Raw genomic sequence first — 12,309 nt, 5'->3', positions numbered from 1 at the left:
CCACTTCTCACTGACGCCGCACTCACATTTGGGTAACGCCGGAATATCCCGCTTCAGCTCCCTCAATATGCCCGAGTAGAAAAAACCTAGACCGTCCGCTATCCCGATAAAAGGATAATGCCAAATGAGGGCTGCAACAGCCAGCCTCCTGGCAACCTGTCACAGTCCTCTAACCCGCGTCAGACGCGGCCTCTTAACTCTTACTCTTCTCCCGTCGCTACTCCGCCAGATTCATTTTTCAATTCGTTACCGTAAAGATCGTATCATCTTCTTTAAGAAACTGTATCCTTTTCGAATAATCTTGTTCTGCTTGGTTTTTTGTCAGGATATCACTGGAAATTAATAAATCATAAAATGACTTCAGCATCTGTTCTGATATAACATAAGGATGCCTCTCGGAAGTAATCATCATTCTTTGTCCATCAATCAGGACAGCGGCTATTTTTTGGGGCTGAACAAGCTCAATCTGTACACCGCTACTGTCTATGACAATATACATTTCTTTTCCGTTCTCAAATGCGATATGTTTGACTTCTGCTCCGTTTGCCAAGCGACTCTGGAGTTCTTTCATGGAGTACCCCGGAATCGGGTCATTTTTAAAAAGCCAGTTGGCGAAATCTTTAGCGTCGACACGATCCGTATCGTATTTTTTCCAACCGGCTCCATTGTTCTTGCGAATCTGTATGGAGTTGTCATTCGTAATGCGCAGAACCATCTCATTGTCCACGTAAACAGCCCTATACTTTGAAGCATGAAGCTGATCCATCAGCTGAGGTACATCCGAGCGGTTAAAGGTTAAATCAATCGGCATTAATGCCGTAGAGGATTCACCTTGATACAAAGCAGGAGCCTCTTCAGCTACTGGCTTGTCATCAGAAGCCACTTCCTTCTTATCCAGAGCGGAAGTTGCAAATACTGTAACGGTTCCGGTCACAATCGCAATAGCGAGCAGCATCGTCGCTATAGAGACTTTCTTAATTTTCATAATCGATATAATCCTTTCCTCAATGGGGCTTTTAGAAAAATAACTAACCATTGACGACAGCCCGCTTTTCTTTACTTCCATATGAACAAGTGTCCTGGCATAAGCAGGCTTCGTGCTTTCCCCAAATGTCCTTATGACCTTTTCATCGCAGGATAGCTCGATGTCACGATTAGCAAGGATGTACATGACCCACACGAAAGGGTTGAACCAATGGATACACAAGCTGGCGGCAAGCAGCCACTTTTTGAGCGTGTCCAATCGATGGATGTGAGTATACTCGTGGGCAAGGATAAACCTGAGTTGTTCGATATCGGTATAGTCGATATGTTTAGGCAAGAGTATGACGGGCCGAAAAACACCATAGGTGAGCGGAGCCAAAATGAGATCTGATTGCCGAACTTGCACCTTTCGCCATAAGGGATTAGACTGCTGCCATTTCTGGACAAAATCGCTTTTAATCGGCAGCGAGCTGCGGTAATGCTTTCGGCACCTTAAATGCGGAAGAATAATAGATAAAGCACATAAAGTAAAACCAACAAGCCATACAAGCATAAAAGGCGATAGAGCTGCACTCGGCTCCAGTGATCCGTTTGGCGTGACCATACGCTCAGTAATGAACGGTAGGGTAACCGTTTCACCATTGGCAACAGGCGAACTTGGCGTTGAGGGAATGTTCCCCTGTAAGGTGAACATCCTGCCTAAGTCGTTAACCGCCGTAAAAATACTAAATGGCGAATGAAAAGAAACGGGAACCAGTAACCGTAATAACGCAACGCCCCAAAGAAGGATAAAGGTCATCTTCGGAACTCTATGTAGCAGCAAGGGACGAAAACAAACAACTACAAGAATGAAGAGGGAAGCCGATAAACTCATTTCAATCAACGACATGCTCCACCTCACTCCAATCTCTCAATAAGTTGCTTTAAGCGACTAATCTCCTCAGACGTCAACCGTTTTTGCCCCAGAAGCGAAGCGATCAGCCTATCAGGGGCGCCATTATACATTTTATTGATTAGTTCCGTTGTTTCATGCTCTTGTACCTGTTCTCGCGTCACAAGCGCACAACAAACGAAATTTGGCTCTTTGCGCTCAATCGCTCCTTTATCAAGGCACTTCTTAATAATGGTATAAGTTGTAGTCTTGCTCCATCCCACTTTTTCCTTTGTTATTTCCGCAATCCTCTTGGCCGTTGTATTACCTTCCTGCCATAAAATCTCCATAATGTTAAGCTCACTGTCAAACAGCTTTATGCCCATATGAAAGCACCTCCTCCGTTCTATTGCAATAGAATACATCACCGTCATTCTACTCCGATAGAACATCCCCGTCAAGCAGAACGTTCAGCCAAAGGTATAAGCGCGTACGTTTGCCCGTCCTGATCTATAAGTGCCTTGATCACCTAAGCGTTGGCTTCGAGCATTAAGAAATACACCGCCATGGCCCTCGGGCTACATGGCGGTGTATTCGGTTGTTCAATTACTGCTTATGTCGGGGTATATTTCTTTGGCTAATTGTTCCATGCCATCAATCGTATTGTAGCTATAGCCGAACAAATAGTTATAGTCTACAATATAAATTTGCTTGTTCTTAATGGCTTTCATGCTGGATACCTTCGGATTGGCATAGATTTCTTCTCTCACTTTATTCAGATCCGTCTCATCCCATTGCGGCAGGATCAGAACGTCCGGATCTTGAGCAATCAGCGTTTCGATGCTGACGTCGCCTTTTTCATTCACAAATACATTGTCCAGCTTGATCATGCTAAATGCATCATTAAAGAAGGATTCGTCGCTTGCCGGATAGACATACAGCTCTTTGGGATCATTGGTGTGCAAATAGGCGAACGTTTTGTGGTCTTTAATGCCTTCCAATTTGGCAGAAATCGCCGCTTGCTTATCTTTCAGCTCTTTGGTGAAGCGATCCGCTTCCTCTTTTACATTGAATATTTTTCCGATATTTTCGATATCCTTATAAATAGATTCGTAGGTTCCGCCTGTAATCGACGACTCCAGCACATACGTTTTAATTTTCATGCCATTGAGCGCGTCGACCGTCCCTACTCCCCACTCCGCGTCTGCAAATAACCCGCTTCGACCAAAAACCAAGTCCGGATTAGTACCAAGGGTGACTTCTTTTCCGACATACTCCTTGCTCAAGATGTTCAATTTCGCATACTGATCCGCTACGGATGGATCGGGTACTCCGAAATCGGCGCCCACCCCAACGATCTTGTCAGCCAGACCTAAGTGCAGCAATAGCTCTGCCGCGGGGCGAGTATTGGCCATAATTCTTTCGGGAGCGCGATCAAATACCTGGTCCTTCTTCTCCCAGCTTGCTCCTTCATCTGCTCTGGAATAGTTTTGAATCGTCAGCGGATACTGCGCTTGCGTCGCAGATTTCTCCGCGGTCTTGGTATCCGAGCTGCCACAACCGGTTAAGAGCAGCGCAACAGACAAAGCCGTACCGAATAATAACGTCTTTTTCATCCTGTTCTCCTTATAGGCCATAAGCAAAACCAATTCCATTCGTAACCGGATTGGTGTAGGTTTGGCATTTTATTTGGTATAGAGCTTCAATAGTAGTCGAAGTCAACACTTCTTCAGGCGTCCCGTGTGCATAGACTTCTCCGTCTTTCATCGCGTACACGTAGTCGCAGTATTGGGCTGCCATCTCCAAATCATGGAGGGCGGCCAAGACGCCGATGTTCAACTGTTTGACAATCGATAAAATCTCAATCTGGTAACGGATATCCAGATGGTTGGTCGGTTCATCCAGGATCATAAACTTCGGCTGCTGTGCAATGGTTCTTGCCAGAATAACCCGTTGTTTCTCCCCGCCGGATAACGATAAATAGCCGCGATGTTTATAATCGAGTAAATTTGTTCGAGCCAGCGCTTCCTCCACAATGGCAAAATCCGCCTGATTATCGGACTCCAGCATTTTTTTGTGCGGTGTTCTGCCCAACATCACCATCTGCTGCACGGACAAATTAAAGCTGATTTCATTAAATTGTCCGACGACGCCCAAGCTTTGCGAAACCTTTTTTTCCGAGCTTTTTAGCACATCTAGGTCATCAAGAAATATGTCTCCTCTCTGCGGGGGCAAACTTTTATAAATACTTTTGAGCAGAGTTGATTTGCCGCACCCGTTCGGGCCAATCAGCCCCACAAACTGTTTGTTTTTGACATGGACCGAAACATCTTTTACAATCTCCTTTTTGCCGATTCGCACGCCCATCCCCTTAGCAACTAATTCCATTTCCTACCCCCCAAAATTGTAGCCTCTCTTGACAATCATATAGATAAACAAAGGAGATCCGATAACAGAGGTAATGATTCCGATCGGCAGTTCGACGTTGTGGATGATCGTTCTGGAAAGAATGTCCGCCCATATCATGAACAGCGCTCCCAGCAGCAGCGTCCCCGGCATCAATCTCTTATGATCGGTGCCAAAAATTCCTCTCGTAATGTGCGGGACGACCAAGCCGACAAACCCAATCATTCCCGAATAGGCAACCATCGTTCCTGTAACAAGCGCAACAACAATCATATAAAATTTCCGGTATGCGCTTAAGTTAATGCCCAGTGTAACTGCCGATTCGTCGCCCAGCAGCATCGTATTCAAGATGCGATGTTGAAAAAGAAACAGCACAGCCCCAAGCACAACGACCACAGCCATAATCGGTACTCTATCCCAGCTCGAAGAGGCAAGACTGCCCATCGACCAAAAGGTAACCGTCTTGATGCCCTCCGCATTATTAGCAAAAAAAATGATTAGACTGGAAAAAGATCCGCATAACGCTCCGATGACAACACCGGATAAAACAAGCTTTACGGACGTTGCCTTGCCTCCGATACTTGATAAAAGCAGGACTGCGATCGAGGTTAACATGGCTCCGGCAAAAGCGCCAAAAGCGACGCCCATCTGCACTAAGAATGCACCGCTGCCGAATCCCACCAAGATAGCAAAGGTTGCGCCCAACGATGCGCCGGAAGAAATCCCGAGTATGTAAGGGTCCGCTAGCGGGTTTTGCACTACTGCCTGCATAACCGTTCCGCATAGAGAAAGTCCGATGCCGATCAGCAACGCATAGACCACCCGAGGCATCCTCACCTGCAAAATAATGTTTATAAAGGAGTCGTTTTGAACTTTATCGAGCGACCCCAACATCCCATTGGTCAATGAGTGCAATACGATCTCCTTCGATTGCGCAAAGGGAATGTTCACTTGTCCAATCGACACCGAATACACGACAGATAACACGATCAAACCGATTAGGAGAAAAATAAACACATAGTAACGCTTGCCCGTGCCGAGGTTGTCCAGGTCGTCTTTACTCAACATTTCACGCTCTTCTCTAAATCGCTGTTATATATGATAATGATTATCATTATCACGTTGATAGTATAAGACGAGATAAGCAAAAATGCAACAAAATAATGATTCGCGGATAGGGTTTGCATGGACATACCAATAAACCGCCAAAGCCCTTGGGCTTCATGGCGGTTTATTGGTCGTTCGGGATATGGCTATCCAAGGCCGCTTAATTCTCCAGTCAGGAGGGTCTCTCAGGTTAATTTGTTTAGTGCGTTACAGAGCTTGATCAAGGCAGTATCCTCTTAACACGTAATTCCCATCCGAAATAGTGACACTAGAAGCAACGGTCTTAGTACGATTATCTTTCAGCGCCTACGCAAGATCGTTTGGCCAGAACTGCCTGCGTTAGGAACGAAATCATTACCAAGCTCATCAGAATCCACCATCCGACAGACTGGAAAACATCTTCCGGGACAAATATCGTATATCCCATATAGCCCAAAAATAACGCCGCTTGAATGATTTTAAACGATCGGGCATCCTTCTCGTTTCTTGACGCAACAAGCCGTTCATCCGTTTCTTGTATTACTCTGCTTTTAATCGCCTCACTGGAGTTTATTGTTTTGGAAAACTTCGTGAAATAAACAAAGGCAACGCTTAAAGAGATGAGCGATAGAGCAATCAGCCCCTTGTTGCTCGATACGGGATTGATTCCCGCCAGACTAAACGCTGTACCCGCAGCTAGAAGAATAACACCGACAATCAGTGCGGTTCTCATAATAATTTTCGCTTCCTTCGCAGCATTCTTCGTATCCATCCTTCATTCCTCCCAAAATAAGTCGTTTAAATTTTTGTTCAGTGCTTTGCATATGGCGATGCACAGTCTAAGACTCGGATTGTAGTTGCCCGTTTCGATCAAATTGATCGTTTGCCTGGTTACGCCTACGGTCTCGGCCAATTGTTCCTGCGACAAGTCGGCTTCCGTTCGGGCTATTTTCATTTTGATGTTTTTCAATCACTTCGAGCTCCTTTCACCCTCATTGTATAATAAAAACGACAAAAAGTAAAATATATATTACATACAGGCATCTGCAAGCCATTGATTGTTAACGTCAAAAAGGGCTGTTAGAGGTCGTTTGCTTAGGACCTCTTGCAGCCCCGAACCCGCGTCTCACGCGCTCTCGGTTCTTTCTCTTCTCCTGTTGCGATTGGATTATCCGCATACGAAATCCAAGCGGCGGGAATGTCATTGCAGCTACACTCGTATTTGATCCATCTTTGTACATTCGAATGAGCTTTCCTGACCCGTTTATGATTTTTTGGCAAAGCGAGTACCGGAGATTCGTGCAGAACTGTGGAACGAAATTCGCTTGACCAACTTTCGTGTAGGCGCGGAGCAGGTGACAGAAGATTTGAAGGGACATCTGGAGTAACAATCGGGAATAGAGGTAGGTAAGAAAGAGGTACTGGATAAGCTTGAACAGATGAAGTTTTTGGCTGAATGAAGAGCAACTTCAAGACTTCCAGAAATTCGGGTTTTTCAAGGATTAATTTTCACTGGGGAGTGGCTTTCGTGCTGCTCCCCCCTTGCTGTCCTTACATGGCTCTCACGAGTGCCGTAAGGGTGACGCGAAGCCCGCCAAGAACGGCTCCGAGGCAGGTTCACCGCGTTGTTGTTCTTACGATTCGAGTGCTGCAAATACCCCCGGCAGAACGATACAGTAGACCGAAGTACCAGATTTGCCCCGGAGCGTAAGGGTTTGCGGGCCGGAGCCGTGGAGAGCGATAATCGGAAACCTTACACTCAAGAGTGTTGAAATTTGGCAGACAGGACTTGTTTCGTTCCCTTAGCTTCGGTTGGTTTTATATTGAGGGGGATAATGTTCGTCGGTCGGCATTGGTGAACGACTTCGCGCCAATTAAATTCACCTCGTTGCAGGGCGTGCACGAGTAACTCTGCAGTTGCCATATTCGTGGCTACGGGGATGCCGTACACATCGCATAGGCGAAGCAGTGCTGTAATATCCGGTTCATGCGGCTGCGAGACCAGGGGATCCCGGAAAAAAATCAACAAATCCAGTTCATTATGGGCCACCATAGCTCCAATTTGTTGATCGCCGCCAAGGGGGCCTGACATGAATCTCAGAATACTCAATGTTGTATTCTCCATAATCAGGCCACCCGTCGTGCCGGTTGCAAATAAGTTATGATCTTCGAATAATGCTTGATAAGCAATGACGAATTGAACCATTTCTTCTTTCTTCTGATCATGAGCGATAAAAGCCACATTCATAGCGTGGGCAACCTCCTTGATTATGTTCATGTAAACTTTTATGACATAAATATACCATTTGTTTTTGGATTAGACAACAAAAATCAAATTAAAGATAGAAATTTTAATTTAATGTAATATTATATTACATTAAATAGGTTGGCGAAGCCCGGAGCGAGCGGCGGCTAATTCGTGCGATATAGCCCTGCCCCACTTTTAGTAAGCATGACTTTCTTGTTAAACACCAAATAAATACTCTCGGAATTGTAGTTCAAACTCTCCTAAAAATCGTACCGCCTCTTCTAGTGCATGCCAGTCCTCCCGAACGGCTAGGGAATGACAATTGCCGAACATTTCGGACTGCATTAACTTTAACTCGCACAGGTTAGGATTTTCAGGTTGAAAAAACTGGCTATAGTTTAATGCTCGCCTTGCACCTACTTGAAACGCAAAATGCGTTAAGTGACCTTGAAGTCCCGGGTCAATCTTTTCTCCCTCAAAGTGACGCTGTAAGGCTGTAATAGCATAGATCCCTGTTTTCCAGCCTTGTTCCAAAGCAATGCGATCAGCGTCCAAATAAACTTCTTTGAAGTAAAGTACGGCTTCGTGGTATATTTCGTTCGATGTTCGTTGTCGCAGTCGCATAGGTGCTGTCCAGTAATGATAAATTAGATCTCTTGGATAAAACCGGTATTGCAATCGGTTTGTTTTACTCGCTTGAATCAAGTTGCTAACAGGTAGCGTGGCAAAAGGATATCCCGCCGGATCATGCAATCGGACCCACCCGTCTTCCAACCCAAAAGCCAGCACATAATGGTCGCAGCCATATAGATATTTATGATTCGGCATATAGCTAAGAAAACCCATATCCAGCGGCCCCATCAAGATCGGATGTTCCCTAAGCTCCGCGGATATTTGATCAATCATTCCAATTTCATCCATTCCAGAAATTTCATTGTATGTAAATCCCAAGATGTCCAGTGCTTTGCTAACTCCCCGATGAGGAATTCCATTAGAGAAGAAAATCATGTTATCTTCTTCAAACCAAACTGCCCCTAGCCCAACACCAGTCAACACCTCAATGAGGCTCGGCGAAACCTGTTCTCCGATGCTATCAAGCAGCATTGATGTAGAATTTGCATAACAATACGCACCGTTCCCGACATAGGCAAACATAACATCTCATCCTTCCCCAATTGGCACGATCCGTAAGTCTAATCTCGTATTTCGCTCTCCGTAATATCCGGGTTGTCATACGTAATCCCGATTTCCATCGATTTACGCAAATTCAGGTTGTTCTGTCTCAACCACGCCTCGGTTTTGTTAAAAGATTCGACGATCTCCTTGCAATAATATATTCAGAATAACTCTCTGTATCCAAAACTTCTTGGCCGTTCTTGCGACACTCTTGACTATTCTTGCTAACGACTTCCATGGAAAGAAATCGTTTTGTACTTGCGATTGTGAGCCTCATAGTCAATCCAATCGCGCCAACTACGGAAGTGTAACGTTCATCAATTCTACATTTTTGTCCGTACCTTCCCTAATGCCACACTTAAATTAAACCGACTATTCGGTTTAATTCATTCAAAGGGCCGAAGCGCATGAACAAGAGACTTTACGACGCGATACAGACCCGCAAGAAGCTGATCGACAGCGCCATGGCGCTATTCGCCCAGAAGGGTTACGCGGCTACCTCCATCGACGACATCTGTGCGCATTCAGGCTGTAGCAAGGGAAGCCTGTACTATCATTTCCGCAGCAAGGAGCAGCTCTTCCTCGAACTGGCCGAGTTTGCCTTCAAGGAGTCCTGGAATGTCTGGAACGAACTGTCTACCCCGATCCCTAGCGTTAGAGAAAAGTTGTTCGCTTATGCCGACTACTTCGTGGACCATCACAACAAGCCGCTCAACAAGGCCGGTGAGGAGTTCATCGCCAAGGTCGGGCCTCATTCCGAGATCGGGATGAAATTCTTCGCGATCGTCATGGGCGTTGTCGACGATTTCGAGAAACTGGTCGCCGAAGGGATCGCCTCGGGAGAGTTCAAGAACGAGAACCCCAAGGAGCTGGCGTTTATGATCCTCAGCTATTATTCGGGTCTAAGCGACAGCCGCTCGTTCCTGGATCGGGAAGGCATGAAAAATCTGTTCCGCAAAGCTACCTCCCTGCTGTTGGAAGGCATTAGCCGTACGTCATCCCCTTAATCCAAAGGAGTGTAACCGAATGACCTTGTCGCCAACGCAAGCCTCACTCGCATCTCCGTCTCTTGAGCTTTTTGCCGCCGCCGATGCTAAGGGTCCGATCAAATTTTCCGTCCTCATTCCCGCTCACAACGAGGAGCAGTACCTCCGTGCCTGTCTGGAATCAATCGCCGCCGCTGCCGCCGCCTACCCGCAACAGGTCGAAGTCATCGTCATCCTCAATCGCTGCACAGACGCCACTGAGGCTATCGCGGACGAATACGGCTGCGTGACGCTGAAGAATGACGCCAAGAATCTGTCGCAAATACGCAATGCCGGCGCCCGCATCGCCAGAGGAGAGTATCTGGTCACCATCGACGCGGACAGCCGGATGACGGATGCCATGCTGACGGAGATTGACAAGAGTCTCGCTTCCGGAACCTATATCGGCGGTGGCGTCGCCGGCAAATTCGAGCGCATATCATTGGGGATTATCGTCTCTGTCATGATGCTCATCATCCCTCTGCTGTTCAAATATGGAGCCGTGTCTGTCGGCATCTTCTGGTGCCGCAAGAGCGACTTCGACGCGATCGGGGGCTTCGACGAGAAACGGCTGATGGCGGAGGATGCGGAGTTCGCCTACCGGCTAAAGCAATGGGGCAAGCGCCAAGGCAAGCGTTACGGCACCATCCGCAAAGCACAGATGATTACGTCCTGCCGCAAGTTCGATAAGCACGGCGACTGGGGGCTTGTTCGCAATCCTTCCATTATTCGCGCTTATCTTCGCGGAACGGATCGGGCTTATGCCGACCAGACGTACTACGAGAATCAGGGGCGTTAGACGAGCGATGATTTTCAAGTATGCCGATAAGCTTTAAGCTGAGTGCGCCGTATCGAAGAGCATACAGAACAAGCCGCCAAGGCTCTCGGGCTGCATGGACTCCGACGGCAATCGGTTACCTTGTCAGGTAATCTGATCGCTCCAGCTTCCCTCATATGTCATTATTGAATAAAAAAATCGTGATTATTGGCGCAGGTATTGTCGGGGCGTCCGTGGCCTATCATCTGGCCAAACGAAATGAAGATGTAACCGTAATTGAACGACACCCCGCCGCTGCGCGTGAAGTCACGGAAAAATCTTTTGCTTGGATAAATACGACTCATTGGGTGGCTCCCGAATATTGGAGATTGTACGATGCGGCTTTGGAAGAATATCATGCGCTTCAGCAAGAGCTGTCCGAACTGAAAATTCATTGGCATGGAGCGCTGACTTGGGGCACTCCGCCCCCGAGGGAGAAACCCCTCTCTCAAAAGTTAAACCGGGAGCAGCTTAAGGCATTGGAGCCGAATTTGAAGGAATATCCGGATGAAGCGATGTTTGTCAGCGAAGAAGGCTATAGGAGTAACGGAGCTGTTGTTGGGCAAGGCGCCGGAGTACGGAGCAAAGATTCAGTTCGGTACCAACGTTACTCAGCTGCAACAAGAAAATTCCAGCCTGGTCGGCGTCCACACGTCCAAGGGTTTTCTGGAGTCGGGTGTCGTGGTATTGTCCGCAGGCACAGACGTACCCGAACTTTGCAACCCGTTAGGTTGTCCCGATTTAATTACCACTTAAGGGATGTTCGCAGCAATCGCGTTTGAAGCGCTCGAATAGATTGTAGGCGAGTAACTTGCTCAGCAAGTCCAGTTCATTGGCTTTAAAATCGCCTGTTGCGATGCGGTCGATGGAGAAGCCGTTCTTGGCTTCCTTGATGTAATTCTCCATGCAGCAGCGCTGGTTGTAGAAGCGCCACAAATCGACCGATTCCCATTCCAGATTGGTCACGTTAAACCGGTCTGACCTTCAAAAGCGAGCAGCGGATGATAGCTTCTGCGTCCAGGCTTGTGCGGATTGGTGCCCTTGGCTGCGCCGGACTGATCGCCGTACATCGTCTCCGCCGTGGAATCCAGATCGAGAATCAAGTCAGACGGCAAGCAGGCGGATAATCTCCTGATTCAGTATCCGCAGCTCGTTAACCAGATCGGGGCAAGAACGACCGAGCCTGATCAATTCCTTGTATAGCAGCCTGTGATGCGGGCAACGGCCGCCAAGGAGCGCCTCAGTAGCGCGTCGCCATGCAGACGACGAAAATGGAAAATCCGTTCACAGCCGAGCATCCAACCGACGATGAGATAGAGCAGGATACGGTGAACGGGAAAGAGCGAGTTACACGCTTTGCCGCAGAGAGACCGCGCATGGCGTCGGCCAACTTGATTTTTTCGAGAAAGGCCAGAAAGATTTTGACGCCTCCGAAGCTGGTTGCGTTTTGCAGGGAAAATTCAGTCTTGATTTTGCCGATGGCTGTGGTAGACTTCACCTAAAAGGTGCTCCTCTCTTTGGGTGATGTTGTTCTGGACAAACACCATTCTACCAAAGATTTGGGGCCCTTTTTCATATTTTCAGGAAGCATTACTTTCGAAATTCAGGATAAATTCATAATCGCTTGATTGCTAGCATAACTAATTCCGAAATCGTCCGCATTGATAATGACAACACGATCGCTTGGCATGATCGA

At 47.2% G+C, this 12,309-nt stretch carries 11 protein-coding genes and 2 pseudogenes; 3 read left to right on the top strand and 10 right to left on the bottom strand.

Annotated elements, in window-relative coordinates:
* Window positions 1-238: 238 nt before the first annotated feature.
* The 9 genes and pseudogenes from J4772_RS01690 to J4772_RS01650 form a co-directional block, all read right to left on the bottom strand.
* Complete coding sequence (locus tag J4772_RS01690; protein ID WP_209073902.1) at window positions 239-1,873, bottom strand: M56 family metallopeptidase; 1,635 nt, start codon at window positions 1,871-1,873, stop codon at window positions 239-241.
* Window positions 1,874-1,881: 8 nt separating this feature from the next.
* A complete protein-coding gene (locus J4772_RS01685; RefSeq protein ID WP_209073901.1) occupies window positions 1,882-2,241 on the bottom strand; it encodes a BlaI/MecI/CopY family transcriptional regulator in 360 nt (119 codons plus the stop codon).
* Window positions 2,242-2,457: 216 nt separating this feature from the next.
* Window positions 2,458-3,471 carry an ABC transporter substrate-binding protein gene (locus tag J4772_RS01680; RefSeq protein ID WP_209073900.1) on the bottom strand — a complete coding sequence of 338 codons (1,014 nt, stop codon included), beginning with the start codon at window positions 3,469-3,471 and terminating at the stop codon, window positions 2,458-2,460.
* A 10-nt stretch (window positions 3,472-3,481) separates the two neighbouring features.
* Complete coding sequence (locus J4772_RS01675) at window positions 3,482-4,243, bottom strand: ABC transporter ATP-binding protein (protein WP_209073899.1); 762 nt, start codon at window positions 4,241-4,243, stop codon at window positions 3,482-3,484.
* 3 nt (window positions 4,244-4,246) lie between these two features.
* Window positions 4,247-5,329 (bottom strand): FecCD family ABC transporter permease, encoded by a 1,083-nt coding sequence (locus tag J4772_RS01670; protein WP_209073898.1) that lies wholly within the window; start codon window positions 5,327-5,329, stop codon window positions 4,247-4,249.
* A gap of 331 nt (window positions 5,330-5,660) precedes the next feature.
* The gene (locus tag J4772_RS01665; RefSeq protein WP_209073897.1) at window positions 5,661-6,119 is read right to left on the bottom strand and encodes a hypothetical protein; all 459 of its coding nucleotides are present in this window, start codon (window positions 6,117-6,119) and stop codon (window positions 5,661-5,663) included.
* Between the two features lie 3 nt (window positions 6,120-6,122).
* The gene (locus tag J4772_RS01660) at window positions 6,123-6,317 is read right to left on the bottom strand and encodes a helix-turn-helix transcriptional regulator (RefSeq protein ID WP_209073896.1); all 195 of its coding nucleotides are present in this window, start codon (window positions 6,315-6,317) and stop codon (window positions 6,123-6,125) included.
* Window positions 6,318-7,190: 873 nt separating this feature from the next.
* Window positions 7,191-7,595: pseudogene (locus J4772_RS01655) on the bottom strand (methylglyoxal synthase); the annotation flags it as partial.
* Between the two features lie 216 nt (window positions 7,596-7,811).
* Entirely contained in the window at window positions 7,812-8,750 is a 939-nt protein-coding gene (locus tag J4772_RS01650; RefSeq protein WP_209073894.1) for a hypothetical protein, read from the bottom strand.
* Window positions 8,751-9,178: 428 nt separating this feature from the next.
* On the opposite strand from J4772_RS01650, the gene J4772_RS01645 reads away from it, so the two are divergent.
* The 3 genes from J4772_RS01645 (at window position 9,179) to J4772_RS36830 (ending at window position 11,395) form a co-directional block, all read left to right on the top strand.
* A complete protein-coding gene (locus tag J4772_RS01645; protein ID WP_209073893.1) occupies window positions 9,179-9,778 on the top strand; it encodes a TetR/AcrR family transcriptional regulator in 600 nt (199 codons plus the stop codon).
* Between the two features lie 19 nt (window positions 9,779-9,797).
* Complete coding sequence (locus tag J4772_RS01640; RefSeq protein ID WP_209073892.1) at window positions 9,798-10,595, top strand: glycosyltransferase; 798 nt, start codon at window positions 9,798-9,800, stop codon at window positions 10,593-10,595.
* 155 nt (window positions 10,596-10,750) lie between these two features.
* Window positions 10,751-11,395: an FAD-dependent oxidoreductase gene (locus tag J4772_RS36830; RefSeq protein WP_247740978.1), complete on the top strand. Its 645-nt coding sequence runs from the start codon at window positions 10,751-10,753 to the stop codon at window positions 11,393-11,395.
* On the opposite strand, the pseudogene J4772_RS37440 reads toward J4772_RS36830, so the two are convergent.
* A pseudogene (locus tag J4772_RS37440) lies at window positions 11,376-12,111 on the bottom strand (transposase); the annotation flags it as partial. The gene J4772_RS36830 and the pseudogene J4772_RS37440 overlap by 20 nt on opposite strands.
* Window positions 12,112-12,309: the final 198 nt, after the last annotated feature.

The sequence above is a fragment of the Cohnella sp. LGH genome (assembly GCF_017671885.1).
Taxonomy (GTDB): Bacteria; Bacillota; Bacilli; order Paenibacillales; family Paenibacillaceae; genus Cohnella; species Cohnella phaseoli.
The sequence above is the reverse complement of the archived record's forward strand: the minus strand, read 5'-3'. Positions and strand labels throughout refer to the sequence as shown.

Excerpts from the sequence above, each read along its gene's own strand:
- J4772_RS01690 (WP_209073902.1), bottom strand. The coding sequence starts at position 1,873 with ATGTCGTTGATTGAAATGAGTTTATCGGCTTCCCTCTTCATTCTTGTA.
- J4772_RS01640 (WP_209073892.1), top strand. The coding sequence starts at position 9,798 with ATGACCTTGTCGCCAACGCAAGCCTCACTCGCATCTCCGTCTCTTGAG.
- J4772_RS01645 (WP_209073893.1), top strand. The coding sequence starts at position 9,179 with ATGAACAAGAGACTTTACGACGCGATACAGACCCGCAAGAAGCTGATC.
- J4772_RS01675 (WP_209073899.1), bottom strand. The coding sequence starts at position 4,243 with ATGGAATTAGTTGCTAAGGGGATGGGCGTGCGAATCGGCAAAAAGGAG.
- J4772_RS01650 (WP_209073894.1), bottom strand. The coding sequence starts at position 8,750 with ATGTTTGCCTATGTCGGGAACGGTGCGTATTGTTATGCAAATTCTACA.
- J4772_RS36830 (WP_247740978.1), top strand. The coding sequence starts at position 10,751 with ATGTCATTATTGAATAAAAAAATCGTGATTATTGGCGCAGGTATTGTC.
- J4772_RS01670 (WP_209073898.1), bottom strand. The coding sequence starts at position 5,329 with ATGTTGAGTAAAGACGACCTGGACAACCTCGGCACGGGCAAGCGTTAC.
- J4772_RS01680 (WP_209073900.1), bottom strand. The coding sequence starts at position 3,471 with ATGAAAAAGACGTTATTATTCGGTACGGCTTTGTCTGTTGCGCTGCTC.
- J4772_RS01685 (WP_209073901.1), bottom strand. The coding sequence starts at position 2,241 with ATGGGCATAAAGCTGTTTGACAGTGAGCTTAACATTATGGAGATTTTA.
- J4772_RS01665 (WP_209073897.1), bottom strand. The coding sequence starts at position 6,119 with ATGGATACGAAGAATGCTGCGAAGGAAGCGAAAATTATTATGAGAACC.